Raw genomic sequence first — 17592 nt, forward strand, 5'->3', positions numbered from 1 at the left:
AATTTGCAATTATGTTTTTTGATGATATAATAAGTAAAGAAAATTTATGAAGTTCTTAGAAAGAGTGGGCGCAAAACCCGCTCTTTCGTTATATTGGAATATTTTATACAGGGAGTGAAGCTATGAAACGTGAGGAAGTGGAGAAGTTTATTACGGAACTGGTCACACCTATATTACAAGATACTGACATTACGCTGGTTGATGTGGAATATGTGCGCGAGAAAGACTGGTATCTCCGTATTTTTATTGATAAACCGGAAGGCATTGAGATTGACGACTGTCAGTTTGTAAGCGAAAAGCTGGCAGAAATTCTGGATGAGAAAGACCCTATCAAAGAAAAGTATTATCTGGAAGTCTCATCTCCGGGTATTGACCGTCCGTTAAAAAAGGATAATGATTTTGAGACAAACTATGGTAAAAAAATAGATATCCAGTTCTTTGCTCCCTTTGAAGGAAACAAAGAACTGACCGGCGTCCTGCTTTCACACACGGAAAACGTTATTGAAGTGAAACGAATTGTGAAAGGCAAAGAAGATAAAAATCCAATTACGATAGATCGCAAATTGATTGCAGTAATCAGACCGCATATTGACTTTTAAGGAGGAATTTCAAAAGTGAGTTCAGAGTTCGTACAGGCAATTGAAGCTTTGGGAAAAGAAAAAGGTATCAATTCAGATGTTTTGTTCCAGGCTGTTGAAGAAGCTGTGGTAAGCGCATATAAAAAGAATTACGACAGTTCACAGAACGTGCGTGTGGAGATGTCAAAAGCTACCGGAGAGTTTCATGTGTTCGAGCAGCGTAAGGTTGTTGAACAGGTAATGAAACCCCATGATGAGATTTCTTTGGAAGAAGCGCTGAAAATGAATCCAAATTACATTTTGGGTGATATTGTCGAACAGGAAGTCTTTCCTAAAAACTTCAGCCGCGTCGCCGTGCAGAATGCCAAGCAAATCATCATGCAGCGCATCCGGGAAGCGGAGCGGAACATGGTCTATGACAAGTTTTCCGAACGGGAAGACGATATTGTAAACGGCATGATCCAGCGTGTTGAACGCGGTACCGTCTATGTGGATCTCGGTTCAACGGAAGGGCTCCTGATGGCAAATGAGCAGGTTCCAGGTGAACGCTATATGCCCCATGACCGCATGAAGTTTTACATCATCGAAGTCAAAAAGACAGGAAAAGGGCCCCAGATCATGCTGTCCCGCACACATCCAGGTCTGCTGACAAGGCTGTTTGAACTGGAAGTTCCGGAAATTCACGACGGTATCGTAGAACTGAAGTCCATAGCGCGGGAAGCGGGAATGCGGTCCAAAATCGCTGTTTTTTCCAACGATGAAAAAGTCGATCCTGTTGGTTCCTGCGTAGGCCATAAAGGCATGCGGGTGCAGAACATTGTAAATGAACTTCGCGGCGAAAAAATCGATATCGTAAAATATAATACAGACCCGGCGCAGTATGTGGCTAATGCGTTGTCACCGGCCCAGGTTGTCAGTGCAACAGCCAGTGACACAGAAAAAATCTGCTGGGTCGTCGTTCCTGACTACCAGCTTTCGCTGGCCATCGGCAAAGAAGGACAAAACGCCCGTCTTGCTGCCAAACTGACCGGCTGGAAAATAGATATCAAACCGGAATCTCAGGTGGAAGACGCTGAGACGGTTCAGGAAGGGAGCGGTGAAGAGGCGTGAAAGTAAAGAAAATTCCGCAGCGCAAGTGCGTAGGCTGCGGAGAAATGAAGTCCAAGAAAGAGCTGATCCGCGTCGTCCGTTCTCCCGAGGGAGATATCTCCCTGGACCTTACCGGTAAAAAGGCCGGCCGTGGCGCCTATGTCTGTCCGGATAAGGAATGCATAACCAAAGCATATAAGGGTCACCGGCTGGAAAAAGCCCTGGAAAAACAGGTGAATGATGACGTATATAAGAAGCTCCTGGAGGAATTGAAGCATGAGTGAAAAAGATGTGGCCGGTGCGTTAGGCCTTGCACAAAAAGCAGGTAAAATTTCTTCCGGGGATCTTGGTGTAAAAGACGCGCTGTCCGGTGGCAAGGCTAAACTTCTGGTCATTGCCGCCGATGCATCTCCCAATACCGTAAAAGAACTGAAATTCCTGGCAGAAAAAGCGTCTGTACCGGTTATCTCATGTATGAAGCGCACTGAGTTGGGGCTCTGCATCGGAAAGGCGCCCAGGGCAGCTGTAGCTGTAATGGATAACGGGTTTGCCGGGCTGATTATGAAAAAATGGAACATGTGATAGAAGCTGGAGGTAGTTGAATGGGGAAGAAACGTATTTTTGAGATTGCAAAAGAATATGGGGTAAAAAGCCCTGAAGTCATAGAATTGCTGGCAAAGCACAATATCAGCAAAACAAATTTCAGCAGTGTGGATGACAGTGAAGCCGCTATTATTCATGCGGCATTTGCAAAAAAACAGTCTGCACCGGCCAAACCGCAAAAACCGGAGCCGCAAACGGCAGGGAATGTGGAAAAGTCAAAACTGGCTGCACCTCCGGTTCCGCCGAAAGCAAGAGCGGAAAAGGCAGAGCGTCCTTCCATGATTGTAAAGCCGGTCATCATGACCGTCGAGACAAATGCGGAGGGCAAAAGCACGATAACCCACAATGCCCTGCAGAAAGACAAAACCGCCAAACCGTTGCCAACGGAAAACAAACCGGATAACCGGAACATGACTGTAGCTCCGGTTCAGACACCTAACAACGATGGAAAAAATAAATATCGCAATGTGCCGAACAATAAGAATATTGCGCGTAAAGATGTTCCTGCTTCCGAAACAAAACAACCCGACAGGACCGCAGGCAATCTGCCGCAGCCGAACGCAAACCGCAATGTGAATCAGAACAGAAACATGCCGAACCGGCCGGCAAACGCTCAGGGAATCAATAACCGTCCGGACCAAAACCTGAACTACAACCGCCAGGGTGGAGGGTTTAACCGGGACCGTCAGGGACAGCAGGGCCAGGGTCAGGGTTTTAACCGCCAGGGTGGAGGGTTTAACCGGGACCGTCAGGGACAGCAGGGCCAGGGCCAGGGCTTCAACCGTCAGGGCGGAGGCTTCAACAGAGGCGACCGTCAGGGACAACAAGGACAGGGCCAGGGCTTTAACCGTCAGGGCGGAGGCTTCAACCGGGACCGTCAGGGACAGCAGGGCCAAGGCTTCAACCGTCAGGGCGGAGGCTTTAATAAAGATAAAGACGCAAATCAGGGTAATAAATTTGGAGGAAACCGCCCGGGCAACCGCAACAATAACACGGCTAAAAAACCTGCCGGTGCTTTTGAAGAGATTCCACGTGGTAAGGAAAGCCGGGAAAAATATAATAAAAAGCACGAAAAACAGCTGAAAGGTTCCTATGCTTCCCGTGACAGCCGTCCTATGCGCAGCGCAGACCATATGCGTCCCACAAAGCATCTGAAATCCAAATCCGGTGTTCCGGTGCGCAATGATCAGCCGGCTGCAGTAATACGTCCCACTATGGTACAGATTGCTGAATCCATCAATGTTCAGGAATTTGCCAAACTGATCAAACGGGAAGTAGCGGAAGTAATCAAGTGTCTCTTCCTGTTAGGAGAAATGGTAACTATCAACCAGGATATCGATTTCGACACCGCAACGCTGGTCGGTAACGAATTCGGGGTCGATGTGCAGCCGCTGCCTCCGGAAGAAGATCCAACCGAGATTCCGGAGATTGAAGATAATCCGGAGGAGCAGATTGTACGTCCGCCGGTTGTTACGGTTATGGGCCATGTCGATCATGGCAAAACCTCCCTGTTGGACGCCATCCGCAAGACTCATGTAACGGCCCGTGAAGCAGGTGGCATCACCCAGCATATCGGCGCTTATACCGTAAATGCAGGTGGTAAGAAGATCACATTTCTGGATACGCCGGGCCATGAGGCGTTTACAGCCATGCGTGCCAGAGGCGCACAGTGTACAGACATTTCCGTTCTGGTCGTAGCGGCAGACGACGGCGTTATGCCCCAGACAGTTGAAGCGATTAACCATTCGAAAGCTGCCGGCGTGCCTATTATCGTAGCTATCAATAAAATGGATAAACCGGCTGCAAATCCGGAACATGTCAAGAAACAGCTTTCCGAGATGGAACTGATTCCGGAAGATTGGGGCGGGGATACCATTATGGTTCCCGTATCGGCTCGTTCCCATCAGGGTATTGACGATTTGCTGGAAATGATCCTCCTGGTAGCGGAAGTCAAAGAACTGAAAGCCAATCCGAAACTGCCAGCCCACGGTACTATCGTTGAGGCAAAACTGGATAAAGGCCGCGGACCGGTTGCTACTGTACTGGTACAGCGGGGCACTCTGACCATCGGCGACTATATTATCGCAGGAACAGCCCACGGCCGGGTGCGCGCCCTGATCAACGACCGGGGTGAAAAAGTACGCAAAGCCGGTCCTTCTACACCGGTAGAAGTATTAGGTCTGAATGAAGTTCCTCAGGCCGGCGACATTCTGGATGCGGCAGATGAAAAGATTGCCCGCAGCGTAGCGGAGAAACGTATCGCCAAAGCAAAAGCAGAGCAACAGAAAGCCGCCAAGGTATCCCTGGATGATATCTTCAGCCGCATCAAAGAAGGCGAACTGAAGGAACTGAATATTGTTGTCAAGGCGGATGTACAGGGTTCTGTGGAAGCTTTGTGCGCGTCCCTTGTCAAGATTCAGAATGAAGAGGTTAAAGTATCTGTTGTGCATTCCGGCGTAGGCGCTATCAATGAATCGGACGTCATGCTGGCTTCTGCGGCAAACGCCCTTATCATCGGCTTCAATGTGCGCCCGGATGCGAATGCCCGCAAGATTGCGGAAAGCGAAAAGGTGGATATCCGTCCGTACCGTGTCATCTATGATGCCATCAATGACGTGGAAGCTGCCATCAAGGGCATGCTGGCTCCCAAATTCGAAGAAGACGTAATCGGTCGCGTGGAGGTTCGCCAGGTCATCACCATTTCCAAGATGCTCATTGCCGGCTGCTATGTTATCGAAGGCAAAGTTACAAACAATGCCAAGATCCGTGTGGTCCGGGACGGTATTGTCATTGCCGAGGACGAGATGGAATCCCTGCGCCGTTTCAAAGACGACGTGAAAGAAGTTGCCGCCGGATACGAATGCGGTATCACGCTGGCCAAATTCCATGACATCAAAGAGAATGACCAGTTTGAAGTTTATATTATGAAAGAAGTTGCTCCCGAATAAGGATATTGTAAAGGTGAATTATGGCCAGATTACGAGTTGAAAAAGTTCAGGAAGCTATCCAGCATGAGATTTCCAACATGCTTCTGCTGGATATCAAAGATCCCCGTATCAAACTGGTAACGGTTACGGGCGTGAACCTGACAGATGATATGAGCCAGGCGAAAGTTTTCGTAAGCCTGTACGGTTCTGCAGAAGAACAGGAGCAGGCGTGGAAAGCATTGAACAAAGCAAAAGGCTTCATGAGAACAGAAATCGCAAAACGCATCCGTCTGCGTTTTGCTCCGGAGCTGATATTGGAGAAAGATACTTCCTGGGAATACGGCGAGCATATCGACAGTCTGCTGCGCCAGATCAAAGAAAATGAAGGAACAAAAAATGAGTAAGAACTGTTCATTAGCGGAAACCGGTGAACTGTTGAAAGCGGCAAAAAAACTGGTGATCGTCAGCCATGTCAGTCCTGACGGCGATACTCTCGGCTCGTCCCTTGCCCTTATGCATGCGTTGTGTATGCTGGGTAAAGAAGTCATTATGAACGTTGACGACGACATTTCCACTGTCTATTCGTTTCTTCCCGGAATTGCTGAATACCGTCGCTTTGCGCCAGAAGAATCTGTAGATGCGGATCTTCTGGTAATTGTCGACGCCAGTTCGGCAGACAGGGCAGGCAATGCTCTGGACGTTGTCAAATCTCCTGCCGTTCTCAATATTGACCACCATAAAACAAATACACGGTTTGCGGATTATCTGTATTTGGACTCCGATGCCGCAGCAACAGCTGAAATTATATATAGCCTGCTGCTGGAGATGGGAATCAAACTTACCAGGGACATCGCGACCTGTATTTACGAAGGGATATATACCGATACCGGTTCATTCAAATACTCTAACACGACCTCAAGGACTTTGAAAACAGCAGCTGCCTTACTGAACTACGGGGTCAATCCCAGCCTGATTTCGGATAACATGGAATTAAAATCCCGTTCACAGGTGGAAATGTTGCGTAAAGTACTGGAAACACTGACATTTTTAAAAGACGGAAAGATTGCTTATATTGAAATCCCTCTGGAATTATATGATCATAATGTCGAAACTGACACTTTTATCTCGTACCCCCGATATGTGGAAGGGGTGGAAATCGCCTTGCTTTTTAAGCAGGTTGAAGCGAACCTTACCCGTGTAAGCTTCCGTTCTAAAGAAATTGATGTGGCAAAGGTTGCGTTATCCTTTGGCGGCGGCGGTCATAAGAAAGCTTCCGGCTGCAGCATTTACGCTCCGCTGAAAGAAGCTGAAAAAGTGATTCTGGAAGCAGTCGGGGAATTGTTTATATGACGGACGGTATTGTAAACGTACTCAAGCCTCCCGGCATGACCTCTCATGATGTAGTCAGCCGGATCCGCCGGATTTACGGGATAAGGAAGGCCGGTCATTCCGGAACGCTGGATCCGGATGCTGCCGGTGTGTTACCTGTTTTTATCGGTAATGCGACCCGTTTGCTGGAATATGCGGCAACAGCAACGAAGCGTTACCGTGCGGAAGGGATGTTTGGCATTCGCACGGATACCGGTGACGACAGCGGAAACATATTGGAAACAAAACCCGTTCCGGCTATTTCTGCAACGGAATTCGAAAACGTTTTACAACAGTTCCGTGGGAAGATTTTACAGGTTCCTCCCATGTATTCCGCATTGAAGGTCAACGGGAAAAAACTGTATGAGTACGCTAGAGAAGGCATTATAATAGAACGCCCCGCCAGGCCCGTAGAAATTTTCCGCCTGGATTGCGTAAAGCTGTATCCACCGTATTTCAGTCTGGATATCGAATGTTCCAAGGGAACGTATGTCCGCACCTTGCTGGAAGATATAGCTGCTGCTCTGGGAACCTGTGCCTGTATGACCTTTTTACTCCGGACGAGAGCCGGAGATTTTTCTATTAAGGACTCCCATACATTAGATGAGATAGCGGAAAATCCGGACAGGATACTGCTGCCTTTGGAAACCGCCGTCCGCAAAACCGGGAAATTATGTGTTAATGAACTGCAGGCCTTCCGTATCACCAACGGAGTCCGGACAACGGTAAAAGGTACAGCCGCCGGAACATACTCTCTTTATTTGGCTGATGCATTTCTGGGAATGGTGAATGTAGAGGACGAAATAGTGAAACCGGAAAAAATACTTGTCCAGGTTAAACAACCGCCGGAGCCAGTTTGAAAAGACATATCATTGCTGTTTCGGGAAACACAGGATTGAAAGAGCCGGGCAGTCGTATGATGTCTGTTGAAACATTTGACAATTATGGAAATCGTTAAGCGTTTGTATTTGGAAAAAACAGAAAAGGAATCCTTTCAAAAAACGCCCTGCGTGATTGCCATGGGGACCTTTGACGGTCTTCATAAAGGGCACCGCGACGTGATTGACGCCGCTGCGGCCTATGCCCGTAAAAACCGGCTGCGGTTGGCTGTTTTCACGTTCAGTAATCATCCTTATGCCGCCATCCGGCCTTCGGCGATTCCACAGGCGTTGATTTCCCCTGAAGAAAAGGTAAGGCTTTTGAAACGCTGGGGGGTAGATTTGCTGATCGATGTTCCCTTTAACAGGCAGTTGTCACTTTTATCTCCGGAAGAGTTTTTGCAAAAACTGAAACAGTTCAATTTTTCCTGCCTTGTATGCGGAACGAATTTTACCTACGGTTTCAGGGGCACAGGGAATACGGAAATATTGAAGGAAAGCGGCAAAGAAGATGGCTTTGATGTGATTGTAAGGCCGCTTCTCAAATATAAGAACCGGATTATCAGCAGCACACGGATACGCCGGGCCATTTCTGAAGGCAACCTTCGTGACGCGGAAAACATGCTGGGCCGTTTCTGCAGCGTCCAGGGAATTGTACACAAAGGTTTTCAACGGGGAAGGACGCTGGGCTTTCCTACCGCAAACCTGTATGTGAACCGGAACGGTTCCGCGTTGCCTCCTGCCGGTGTTTACGCTTTGCAGGTGCGTGACGGTGAAAGGATTTTTAACGGGGTAGGGAATCTGGGCATGAATCCCACTTTTGACGACGTGGTCCGCGAAGTGCTTGAGGTTCACTTGTTTGGCTGCAATGAGGATCTCTACGGTCATGTTCTTGAAACGGCGTTTTGCAGGTTCATCCGTAATGAGCGCAGGTTTTCTTCATTAGATGAACTAAAAGCACAGCTGGAAAAAGACAAAGCGGACGCCCTTGCCTGGTTTTCCGCCCAGAACCATGAACAGTAAATTATTTTTCAAAAAAAGATTTGCATTATATTTATTTCTGTGCTAGAATATCTCAGTATCCTAACCGGAACTACGTAGAGCGCTTCTCCAACGCCTTCCTGGTCCCGGCCGGACAATTAAAATTTATGGAGGTTTGTTATCATGTTAACAACAGAAGAAAAACAGGCGATTATCAAAGAACATGCCCGTCATGAAGGCGACACCGGATCTCCGGAAGTACAGATTGCGGTTCTTACCACCCGCATTGCTGCTCTGACCGAGCACCTGAAATCCAACAAAAAAGATCATCATTCCCGTCGCGGTCTGCTGAAAATGGTTGGTCAGCGTCGTGGCCTGCTGAACTATCTGCAGAAGAAAGACATTGAACGGTACCGTGCAATTATTGCCAAACTGAATATCCGTAAGTAATCTTTGTAAACAAAAGGCCCGCTTGAAAAAAGCGGGTCTTTTTTTGCTTTTTTACAATGTACATTTGTGTTTTTTTTGAAATTTATGTATAATATAACAAGACATTTCGGAGGACGTATGGAAACTAACTGGGAAGGCAAAATCTGTTCGGTCAGGAAGCATAGTGCTGCGGATAATGCCGGCATCAGGGCAGGAGAATCCCTTTGTGCCGTCAATGGTATGCCTATGCGTGACATACTGGATGTCAGCTTTGCTGCCGCTGATTTTGAACCGTTGCTGTCTGTGAAGGGAACAGACGGATCCGTACGTGAAGTAAGGGTATCGAAAGCAATTGACGAAGAACTTGGACTTTCCTTTGAAAGCGCAGTGTTTGACAAGGTACGTATCTGTCATAATCACTGTGTGTTCTGCTTTGTTGACCGCATGATCCCCGGTCTCCGAAAGGGTCTGTATATCAGGGACGACGATTACCGGTTATCTTTTTTATACGGCAATTTCGTCACGCTGACCAATTTAACAGAAGATGATTTTGACCGCATCATCCGGAATCATATGTCCCCCCTGTATGTGTCCGTCCACGCAACAGACCCGCAGGTACGTCAGGCAATGATGAAGAACTGGCATTCCGGGGAGATCATGGAAAAACTGCAGCGTCTGTTTGCCGCAGGCATCCATATCCATGCGCAGATTGTCTGCTGCCCCGGTTGGAACGACGGCACAGTTTTGGAAAAATCTTACCGTGACCTGGTGGCTTTATCGGATTACGTAGAAGACATGGCCATAGTCCCGGTAGGTATTACAAAAAATAAAAAAGGATTGCCCGACTTAAATTTGTTTACCAGAGAAAGCGCTGCTGCTGTAGTCGAAACAGTAACCCGCTGGCAGGAAGACTGCCGCCGGCGTCTGGGGCGTTCTTTCGTTTATCTGGGCGACGAGTTTTATATACTGGCAAATCAGAAGATGCCTCCCGTTGACTGGTACGACGGATTTCCCCAATTGGAGAACGGTATCGGGCTGACACAGAACTTTCTGTCCGAATGGGAAAAGGCTGTCCGGCGTCACAGGGATGATTTGCACCCGGCGCATAAAGATTACGTCATTCCCGTCGGTGTTTCCGCTGCGACTTTACTCCAGCAGGTGATACAGGAATTTAATTTCCGTTATCACACAAACAACCGCATTATCCCGGTTGTCAATGATTTCTTCGGGCATACCGTTAATGTAACAGGTTTATTGACAGGTACAGATATTCTGGCCCAGCTTCCGAAAGAAGCTCCTGTGATTCTGCCTGCAGTAGTGTTGAATCAGGACAATCTGTTTCTGGACGATATGCCGTTAGATGAATTTATACGCCGAAGGGGCAGGGACGTCAGAATCGCCAAAGGCGCAGCTGAATTATATAACCTGCTGTTGGAACAGCCGCTGTCGCATAAAGACATCACTGCCAGGAATTCAGTTCCGGAACGGAAAACAATCTCTGCCAAAAATAATACAGAATATGTGAAACAGTTTTCATAAGCGAGGCGTATTGGATATGAAAAATTTCGGCATGCTGCATGTCTATACCGGAACCGGCAAAGGCAAAACTTCTGCCGCCCTTGGACTTGCGCTACGGGCCATTGGCCATGGAGCCAGAGTCATCATGATCTGTTTCATGAAAGGCGACGCTACCTACGGGGAAGCCCGGGCTTTTCATTTCCTTCCCAACTTTACCCTGAAACAGATGGGGCGGGACAGTTTTGTAAACTTTCGCAACCCGGATCCCATTGACGTAAAAATGGCACAGGATGCCTGGGAAGAAGGAAAACGCGTTTTATTAAATCATGAAACGGATGTTTTGATCCTGGACGAAATCAATTTAGCCATGGCTAAGAATCTGATTGATACGAAGAAAGTTGTCTCGTTCCTGCATAATTACCGCAAAAATACAGAAGTTGTCTGCACCGGAAGGGAAGCACCGGCGGAACTGATTGACGAAGCGGATCTGGTAACAGATATGCAGGAAGTAAAACATTATTTTACGCTAAAAAATATTACCATACGGGACGGTATAGACCATTAACCCGGTTATGAAGTTATAATTGTTTTTTATTGAAAATATCATTAGTTATATATTTGTGATAGATGTTTTTATAAACCTTTACAAGAAAGTATGAGGATCTTTGCACTATGTCAAAACCTATTGTCGCCATTGTTGGAAGACCGAATGTGGGCAAGTCCACCCTGTTCAACGTATTGGCCAATGAACGAATTTCCATTGTAGAAGATATCCCCGGCGTGACCCGCGACCGTTTGTACGCAACCTCTGAGTGGCTTGACAGGGAGTTCGTTATTATCGATACCGGCGGTATCGAAATAGCCAACACTGACAAAATTGCCGTTTCCATACGGGAACAGGCACAAATCGCCATTCGTGAGGCTGATGTTATTTTGTTTGTCTGTGACGCCCGCACCGGTATTACAGACGAAGACGCAGAAGTTGCGAAATTATTGCGTAAATCCAAAAAGCCAATCATCCTCGCTGTAAATAAAGCGGATTCCTTTAAACAGGAAATGGAAATCTTTGAATTCTATAATCTTGGATTAGGCGAACCGATTCCTATTTCCGCGACAAACCATCTGGGGCTTGGCGATATGCTGGATTCCGTCATGGATAAAGTTCAGCAGACTGTGCCTCAGTTAAATGATGAAGACGAGGATGAAATCAAGGTCGCCCTGATCGGCAGGCCTAACGTAGGAAAATCTTCCATCTTTAACGCGCTGGTGGGGGAAGAACGCTCCATTGTCAGCGACCAGGCGGGTACTACCCGTGACGCAATTGATACCCCGGTAGTAAAAGACGGGCAGCGTTACCTGTTTATTGATACGGCCGGTATGCGCCGCAAAGGCAAAATTGAAGAACTGATTGAAAAGTACAGTATCGTCCGTTCCCTTCGTGCCGTTGACCGTTCCGATGTTGTTCTGATGGTCATCGACGCAGTGGACGGTGTCACCGAGCAGGATAAAAAAATTGTCGGCTACGCCCATGAAGCGGGCAAAGGTATCATCCTTGTTGTAAACAAATGGGATCTGTATAAAAAAGATACCGGTTCCACTCTGCGCTACACGGAAGAATTACGGAAAGAACTTGTCTTTCTCCAGTACGCTCCGGTTGTTTATGTTTCGGCAGTCACCATGCAGCGCATCCACCGGCTGCCGGAAGTCATCAAATATGTGGCCGAGCAGAACGCAATGCGCATCTCCACGTCTGTCATCAACCAGATTATCGAAGACGCCTGCGCCATCAATCCGCCGCCCACAGACAAAGGACGCCAGTTAAAGATTTATTTTGTAACACAGGTTAAAATCAAGCCGCCGACCTTTGTACTGTTCGTCAACAATCCTGAAATCATGCACTTCTCCTATCAGCGTTATCTGGAAAACAAACTACGGGAAGCTTTTGGTTTTGAAGGTACGCCTATCCAGATGATTATCCGTGCAAAAAATGAAGAAGATCTGTAACCTTTTAAGAGTAACAGCATGTCAGAGATTTTTTATCCCGGAAAAATAGATTAAAGGAGTTCCTGCGCATGAATTATCTGTTAACCGCCGGCGGTTTCCTGCTGGGGTATGTGTTTGGTTCTATACCTTGCGGATTATGGCTGGTGCAGGCATTTCACGGAATTGATATCCGAAAATACGGAAGCGGTAATATCGGAACGACAAATGTCTTCCGCACAGTCGGACCGAAAACAGCGGCCGCCGTATTGGCAGGGGATATGATGAAAGGTATATTGGCTTTACATATCATTTCTAAGTTTTCTGCAGACCCGGTTATTGTGGCAGTGACTGCACTGGGCGCGTTACTGGGACATAACTATTCGCTGTTTCTCGGTTTTAAAGGCGGAAAGGGCGTAGCGACCGGCCTGGGATTGTTTCTGTATATGCTTCCCTGGGGAGCGGCGGCCGGACTTTGTGTATGGATTATCATTGTCCTGATAACCCGTTATGTATCCCTGGGTTCTGTAATTGCAGCAATTGTCGCCGCATCGGCCGGATGGTATCTTAACTATCCCGCGCCCTTTGCTGTATTCGGAACACTGGCATGCCTGTTTGTCATAATCCGCCACAAGGATAATATCAGACGGTTATTAAATGGGACTGAAAGTAAAATCAAACCCGGTCATCTGAATGACAATAAATAGTTAGAGGAAGGAGTCAGGAACATGGGACGAACCAGGAATATCGATCTCAACGCAGCAGCAAGCAAACCAGGTTATGAAACAACATCTTTCTATCTTGTAAAAGAAGATATTTTACCGGAAGCTATTAAGAAGACCATCAAGGTGAAAGAGATCCTGAAACGTGGCGAAGCAAAAACCATTAACGAGGCGGTAGAACGGATGAATCTTAGCCGGAGCGCTTATTATAAATATAAGGATTATGTTTTCCCGTTTTATGAAGCCAGCAGGGACAAAATCATCACCCTTTCCTTGTTGTTGGAACATAAAGCCGGCGTACTGTCCCGTGTCCTCAACCTGATTTCGACAGATTCCGGAAACATCATGACCATCAACCAGGGAATCCCCCTTCAGGGCGTAGCCAATACTACCATTTCTATTGAAACAAAGAATATGACAGTGGATCTGGAAGCATTATTGGATAAACTGCGCATGATTGACGGTGTAAAACGGTTGGAGGTTTTAGGACAGGTGTAAGGAGGTTGTCCTCAGTTTTTCTTTCCCGGCAAGTCTGATTCTCCGCACCGGATATTTTTAATCATTATTTTTTTATAAAATATATTTGAGGGAGAAGGTATTAAAACATTATGAAGAATACTGTTAAGATCGGCCTGTTAGGCTGTGGCACCGTCGGCGGCGGCGTGATCATCGTCCTGAACGAAAACAAAGAGGACATTGCAAGGAAAGCCGGCTGCGCCGTTGAAGTGAAGACCGTTCTGGTCCGGGATAAGTCCAAATTAAAACCGGAAATTGAAAAATACAACATTGGATATACCGACAATCTGGACGATATTTTAAACGATCCGGAAATTGATATAGTGGTCGAACTGATCGGACGTGTGCATCCTGCCAAGGAATATATAGAAGCAGCGTTACAGCATGGCAAACATGTGGTAACCGCTAACAAAGACGTGTTGGCAGAATACGGCAAATCTCTGTTTGCGTTGGCTGCGGAAAAACAATTGGATTTCCAGTTTGAAGGCGCAGTGGGTGGCGGCATTCCTATCATTCGTCCGTTACGTTCCTGCCTCGCCGGCAATAAAATCTCCCGCGTCATGGGCATTGTGAACGGTACTACCAACTACATGCTGACCCGGATGACCGAAGCGGGACTTTCTTACGAAAACGCTCTGAAGGAAGCTCAGGCAAAAGGTTATGCGGAATCCGATCCCACAGCGGACGTGGAAGGTATCGATGCTGCCCGCAAAATCACCGTGCTGGCCTCTCTTGCCTTCAACACTGCGCTGACTCTGAAAGATGTGCACATAGAAGGCATCGACAACGTAGAAGCCTGTGATATCAGTTATGCCCGTGAACTGGGATATGTAGTAAAACTGCTGGGCGTGGCCAAAAATGATCCGGAAAACGGAATTACCGCCAACGTTTATCCTGTCATGCTGCCGAAGAATCATCCGCTGGCCAGTGTAAACGATGTATATAATGCCATCTACGTGAACGGCGACGCAGTAGGAGACGCAATGTTCATGGGCCGCGGTGCGGGCCGGCTCCCCACCGCCAGCGCGGTCTGCGGCGACATCATCGATACAGTCCGTAACATTTGCCATAACGCCTGCGGACGTGTCTCCGGGAATCTCTTTGTTGAAAAGAAAATGTGCCCGCCCGAAAAAGAAATGGAACCCTGCTACTTCCGGCTGCTGGTAAACGACCGGCCCGGCGTACTTGCCGCTATCGCATCCACTTTTGCCGCCCAACAGATGAGCATCGCTTCCGTAATTCAGAAAGCCGTGGTGGAAAACGGTCTGGCCGAACTGATCATCATCACCTACAAAGTCAGCAGATTAAGTCTGGATTTGTCGTTGCGCACTCTGCAGGTATTGCCTGTTGTAAAAAAGGTTTGCAGCGTGTTGCGGGTAGAGGATCCTAACTTATAAAAAGCTGTCTGGTTGTATTATTCAGGCCGTTTCGTAAAAAATATTATTCCGCCTGACTACAGGTATGATTGGAGAATTATGAAAAAATCTGTTACCGTCCGGGTACCGGCTACCTCTGCAAACTGCGGTCCCGGTTTCGACAGCCTCGGGCTGGCATTAACGCTATATAATGAATTCACCTTTACCGTCTCTGATGAGCAATACGGCTTTTCCCTGAAAGTGGAAGGGGAAGGCAAAGACAGTTTTCACGCATCCGGGCGTAATATGGCATTTGCGTCGTTCCTGTCCCTCTGGAATAAATTGACAGACCACAGGCGTATCGGGCTTGACGTACAGATGAAAAACCAGGTTCCCAAAAGCCGGGGACTGGGAAGCAGTTCAACGGCCATTGTGGCCGGTGTAACAGCCGCCAGCATATTGAGCGGCGCCAATCTGACCCAGGATGAAATATTACAGGAAGCCAATAAACTGGAAGGGCATCCGGACAACGTTGCACCTGCCATCTACGGTGGTTTTACCATCAGTTTTCAGGAAAACGGCGTGGCTCATACCCTGCGAACCATCCCTAAAATGCCCCTGCAGTTTATCGCAGTAGTGCCGGACATGCAGCTTTCCACACATCTGGCGCGGGAAGCGATTCCAAAAGTTATCGCCCATCCCGATGCGGTGTTCAATGCTTCCCGTACTGCTTTGCTGACAGCCGCTTTGCTGGAAGACCGTCCGGAATTGCTGGAGTTTGCGCTGGAAGACAAATTGCACCAGCCATACCGGGCGAAACTTATTCCGGGGCTGCCTGAAGTGTTTGCTGCAGGAAAAGCAGCCGGAGCATATCAATGCATCATCAGCGGATCCGGTTCTACGTTGCTGGCATACGCTTCGCCGGAAAAAGACGGGGACGCTATCGGAAAAGCTATGGTAGGCGCCTTCGCTTCCTGCGGACAGACAGCAGTCTATCATATTCTGCAACTGAACACCAAAGGAACAGAAGTTTTACATGTTGAACTGTAAAGTTTTTCGCGGCAGTGTTTTGGGTGCTGTTTCTGTATTAATTGTTTTTTATTAATGTTGCCGTTGTATAGTATAAAAAGTGGTTGACAGAAACGCATTTCTATACTAAAATATCCTATGTATTCGGGGCGTGGCTCAGCTTGGTAGAGCGCTTCCTTGGGGTGGAAGAGGTCGCTAGTTCAAATCTAGTCGCTCCGACCAATTAAAAAAACGTTGGGAATCCGCATAATAAGCGGGTTCCCAATTTTTTTATATTGCCGTAATAATAAGTGCAATTTAAACCGATTCAACCTATAAAGTATAGGTCGTACCAAATTTCGTACTTTTTTTGTACCAGACTACGCATGGTTGACGCTTATTCTTCGTTTAAAACTGACTCAGCTTTCTCAAATCCTTCCTTGGAAAGAGATGCATAAATATTAAGAGTTGTAGCCGTCTTGGAATGTCCAAGCAGCCTGGAAATCGTTTTTATGTCCACACCTTTGACAAGCAGGTACGTGGTGAAGAAATGCCGCAGACCGTGGGGTGTGACACGTTCAAAGCCATACCTTATCCTGTATTTCCTGAGCCAGTGGCTGAAGGAATCCGGGTAGGGAAGGCTGCCGTCTTCCTGTTTCACAATCACATATTTCTGTACCTTCACAAGATCCGGACGCTGTTTCGTCCAGGCCTCGAAGGACGCTTCGCAGTATTCCTTCCAGTAACGGAGCATATCCAGTACCTTGCCTGGCATAATCACCTTGCGCATACTGCTGCGCGTTTTGGTCTCTTTCGCAACACGGCCTTTCCCGGTAACCCTGACCTCCGCTTTCCTGATGTGTATCCGTTTGTTGTCAAAATCAATGTCGTCCCATGTCAGGGCAAGTATTTCCTCCGTGCGCAGTCCGCACCACGTTATAAGGTTTATGAAAACCTTGTAATGGTATCTGACATCCTCGTTCCGGTTAATATGGTTGATGAAACCGATAATATCCTCTATGTCAGGGATCTCCACCTGACTGTACGGATCCTTGGGAAGCCTTGTCATACGGTTGGTGACCGTATCCGTCAGGTAGCCTTTCCTGTCCGCCCACCTGATTGCCTGTATCAGAAGGGACTGGATCCTGTAGGTGGTATTCCTGCTCAGTTTGCGTATCTCGGAGCCGTCCGAACCCCGTATATAGCTGACTTCCTCATCATGACGGTTTGTGGATTCCGCCAGTTCCCTTGAAAAGGCGTCCAAGCGCTGCAATGTGAGTTCACTGATGGTCCGGTTGGCAAAGGCCTCATCGATGCGTGGTCGGCGGTTGTTGTAATTCTCTATGGTCTTGGCTGCACGTCCCGCCAGTTTCATATCCTCTATATACAGGTCCAGCAGTTCGGAGACAGTCATTTTACGGCTGTCCATTTCTTTTTTCGTCATGGGGTTCTCGTTTTGGACTTCGACGATGAACTGCCGCAGCATGCGTTCCGCGGCAGCCTTGCTGTTCGCCCTTACACGTCTGCTGCGGGTGTGGGTGACCCCGTCAGCATCCTCTTTTGTATAAACACGCAGGTCGTACCTTCCGTCACCATAATCCCTGATTTTTGTCCTGATCCGTTTTTTTTCCCTCATAATA

18 protein-coding genes and 1 tRNA gene are annotated in these 17592 nt (G+C 47.7%); 18 read left to right on the forward strand and 1 reads right to left on the reverse strand.

The features are described from left to right. Positions 1 to 122: 122 nt before the first annotated feature. From BM159_RS02375 to BM159_RS02460, 18 genes are all read left to right on the forward strand, one after another. Positions 123 to 599: a ribosome maturation factor RimP gene (locus tag BM159_RS02375; RefSeq protein WP_093912665.1), complete on the forward strand. Its 477-nt coding sequence runs from the start codon at positions 123 to 125 to the stop codon at positions 597 to 599. A gap of 15 nt (positions 600 to 614) precedes the next feature. Beyond that, entirely contained in the window at positions 615 to 1688 is a 1074-nt protein-coding gene (nusA, locus tag BM159_RS02380) for a transcription termination factor NusA (RefSeq protein WP_093912666.1), read from the forward strand. After that, positions 1685 to 1951 (forward strand): RNase P modulator RnpM, encoded by a 267-nt coding sequence (rnpM, locus tag BM159_RS02385; RefSeq protein WP_093912667.1) that lies wholly within the window; start codon positions 1685 to 1687, stop codon positions 1949 to 1951. The genes nusA and rnpM overlap by 4 nt, the downstream gene beginning before the upstream one ends. Further along, positions 1944 to 2249 (forward strand): L7Ae/L30e/S12e/Gadd45 family ribosomal protein, encoded by a 306-nt coding sequence (locus tag BM159_RS02390; RefSeq protein WP_093912668.1) that lies wholly within the window; start codon positions 1944 to 1946, stop codon positions 2247 to 2249. The genes rnpM and BM159_RS02390 overlap by 8 nt, the downstream gene beginning before the upstream one ends. A gap of 20 nt (positions 2250 to 2269) precedes the next feature. After that, positions 2270 to 5218, forward strand: coding sequence for a translation initiation factor IF-2 (infB, locus tag BM159_RS02395; RefSeq protein WP_093912669.1), 2949 nt, complete (start codon positions 2270 to 2272; stop codon positions 5216 to 5218). 20 nt (positions 5219 to 5238) lie between these two features. After that, complete coding sequence (gene rbfA, locus BM159_RS02400; protein ID WP_093912670.1) at positions 5239 to 5601, forward strand: 30S ribosome-binding factor RbfA; 363 nt, start codon at positions 5239 to 5241, stop codon at positions 5599 to 5601. After that, positions 5594 to 6547 (forward strand): DHH family phosphoesterase, encoded by a 954-nt coding sequence (locus tag BM159_RS02405; protein ID WP_093912671.1) that lies wholly within the window; start codon positions 5594 to 5596, stop codon positions 6545 to 6547. The genes rbfA and BM159_RS02405 overlap by 8 nt, the downstream gene beginning before the upstream one ends. Next, complete coding sequence (truB, locus tag BM159_RS02410; protein WP_093912672.1) at positions 6544 to 7425, forward strand: tRNA pseudouridine(55) synthase TruB; 882 nt, start codon at positions 6544 to 6546, stop codon at positions 7423 to 7425. The genes BM159_RS02405 and truB overlap by 4 nt, the downstream gene beginning before the upstream one ends. Before the next feature lie 84 nt (positions 7426 to 7509). Then, complete coding sequence (locus tag BM159_RS02415; protein WP_093912673.1) at positions 7510 to 8466, forward strand: bifunctional riboflavin kinase/FAD synthetase; 957 nt, start codon at positions 7510 to 7512, stop codon at positions 8464 to 8466. Positions 8467 to 8607: 141 nt separating this feature from the next. Continuing rightward, entirely contained in the window at positions 8608 to 8874 is a 267-nt protein-coding gene (gene rpsO / locus BM159_RS02420; protein ID WP_093912674.1) for a 30S ribosomal protein S15, read from the forward strand. Between the two features lie 117 nt (positions 8875 to 8991). Then, positions 8992 to 10392, forward strand: coding sequence for a DUF512 domain-containing protein (locus BM159_RS02425; protein WP_177205863.1), 1401 nt, complete (start codon positions 8992 to 8994; stop codon positions 10390 to 10392). Positions 10393 to 10408: 16 nt separating this feature from the next. Beyond that, positions 10409 to 10936: a cob(I)yrinic acid a,c-diamide adenosyltransferase gene (locus tag BM159_RS02430; RefSeq protein WP_093912676.1), complete on the forward strand. Its 528-nt coding sequence runs from the start codon at positions 10409 to 10411 to the stop codon at positions 10934 to 10936. 107 nt (positions 10937 to 11043) lie between these two features. Further along, on the forward strand, positions 11044 to 12375 hold the full coding sequence (gene der / locus BM159_RS02435) for a ribosome biogenesis GTPase Der (protein ID WP_093912677.1): 1332 nt from the start codon (positions 11044 to 11046) through the stop codon (positions 12373 to 12375). A 68-nt stretch (positions 12376 to 12443) separates the two neighbouring features. Beyond that, on the forward strand, positions 12444 to 13058 hold the full coding sequence (gene plsY / locus BM159_RS02440; protein ID WP_093912678.1) for a glycerol-3-phosphate 1-O-acyltransferase PlsY: 615 nt from the start codon (positions 12444 to 12446) through the stop codon (positions 13056 to 13058). A 21-nt stretch (positions 13059 to 13079) separates the two neighbouring features. After that, positions 13080 to 13571, forward strand: a complete 492-nt coding sequence (locus BM159_RS02445) for an ACT domain-containing protein (RefSeq protein ID WP_093912679.1) — start codon at positions 13080 to 13082, stop codon at positions 13569 to 13571. 110 nt (positions 13572 to 13681) lie between these two features. Beyond that, positions 13682 to 14986, forward strand: a complete 1305-nt coding sequence (locus BM159_RS02450) for a homoserine dehydrogenase (protein ID WP_093912680.1) — start codon at positions 13682 to 13684, stop codon at positions 14984 to 14986. A 78-nt stretch (positions 14987 to 15064) separates the two neighbouring features. Continuing rightward, positions 15065 to 15994 (forward strand): homoserine kinase, encoded by a 930-nt coding sequence (gene thrB, locus BM159_RS02455; protein ID WP_093912681.1) that lies wholly within the window; start codon positions 15065 to 15067, stop codon positions 15992 to 15994. 124 nt (positions 15995 to 16118) lie between these two features. Further along, a tRNA-Pro gene (locus BM159_RS02460) sits at positions 16119 to 16195 on the forward strand. 154 nt (positions 16196 to 16349) lie between these two features. Here BM159_RS02460 and BM159_RS02465 read toward each other — a convergent pair. Then, the gene (locus BM159_RS02465) at positions 16350 to 17588 is read right to left on the reverse strand and encodes a tyrosine-type recombinase/integrase (RefSeq protein WP_093912682.1); all 1239 of its coding nucleotides are present in this window, start codon (positions 17586 to 17588) and stop codon (positions 16350 to 16352) included. Positions 17589 to 17592 lie beyond the last annotated feature (4 nt).

This window comes from Succiniclasticum ruminis DSM 9236, from assembly GCF_900112895.1.
Taxonomy (GTDB): Bacteria; Bacillota; Negativicutes; order Acidaminococcales; family Acidaminococcaceae; genus Succiniclasticum; species Succiniclasticum ruminis.

Excerpts from the sequence above, each read along its gene's own strand:
- BM159_RS02375 (WP_093912665.1), top strand. The coding sequence starts at position 123 with ATGAAACGTGAGGAAGTGGAGAAGTTTATTACGGAACTGGTCACACCT.
- BM159_RS02390 (WP_093912668.1), top strand. The coding sequence starts at position 1,944 with ATGAGTGAAAAAGATGTGGCCGGTGCGTTAGGCCTTGCACAAAAAGCA.
- infB (WP_093912669.1), top strand. The coding sequence starts at position 2,270 with ATGGGGAAGAAACGTATTTTTGAGATTGCAAAAGAATATGGGGTAAAA.
- rbfA (WP_093912670.1), top strand. The coding sequence starts at position 5,239 with ATGGCCAGATTACGAGTTGAAAAAGTTCAGGAAGCTATCCAGCATGAG.
- BM159_RS02405 (WP_093912671.1), top strand. The coding sequence starts at position 5,594 with ATGAGTAAGAACTGTTCATTAGCGGAAACCGGTGAACTGTTGAAAGCG.
- truB (WP_093912672.1), top strand. The coding sequence starts at position 6,544 with ATGACGGACGGTATTGTAAACGTACTCAAGCCTCCCGGCATGACCTCT.
- BM159_RS02415 (WP_093912673.1), top strand. The coding sequence starts at position 7,510 with ATGGAAATCGTTAAGCGTTTGTATTTGGAAAAAACAGAAAAGGAATCC.
- rpsO (WP_093912674.1), top strand. The coding sequence starts at position 8,608 with ATGTTAACAACAGAAGAAAAACAGGCGATTATCAAAGAACATGCCCGT.
- BM159_RS02425 (WP_177205863.1), top strand. The coding sequence starts at position 8,992 with ATGGAAACTAACTGGGAAGGCAAAATCTGTTCGGTCAGGAAGCATAGT.
- BM159_RS02430 (WP_093912676.1), top strand. The coding sequence starts at position 10,409 with ATGAAAAATTTCGGCATGCTGCATGTCTATACCGGAACCGGCAAAGGC.
- der (WP_093912677.1), top strand. The coding sequence starts at position 11,044 with ATGTCAAAACCTATTGTCGCCATTGTTGGAAGACCGAATGTGGGCAAG.
- plsY (WP_093912678.1), top strand. The coding sequence starts at position 12,444 with ATGAATTATCTGTTAACCGCCGGCGGTTTCCTGCTGGGGTATGTGTTT.
- BM159_RS02445 (WP_093912679.1), top strand. The coding sequence starts at position 13,080 with ATGGGACGAACCAGGAATATCGATCTCAACGCAGCAGCAAGCAAACCA.
- BM159_RS02450 (WP_093912680.1), top strand. The coding sequence starts at position 13,682 with ATGAAGAATACTGTTAAGATCGGCCTGTTAGGCTGTGGCACCGTCGGC.
- thrB (WP_093912681.1), top strand. The coding sequence starts at position 15,065 with ATGAAAAAATCTGTTACCGTCCGGGTACCGGCTACCTCTGCAAACTGC.
- BM159_RS02465 (WP_093912682.1), bottom strand. The coding sequence starts at position 17,588 with ATGAGGGAAAAAAAACGGATCAGGACAAAAATCAGGGATTATGGTGAC.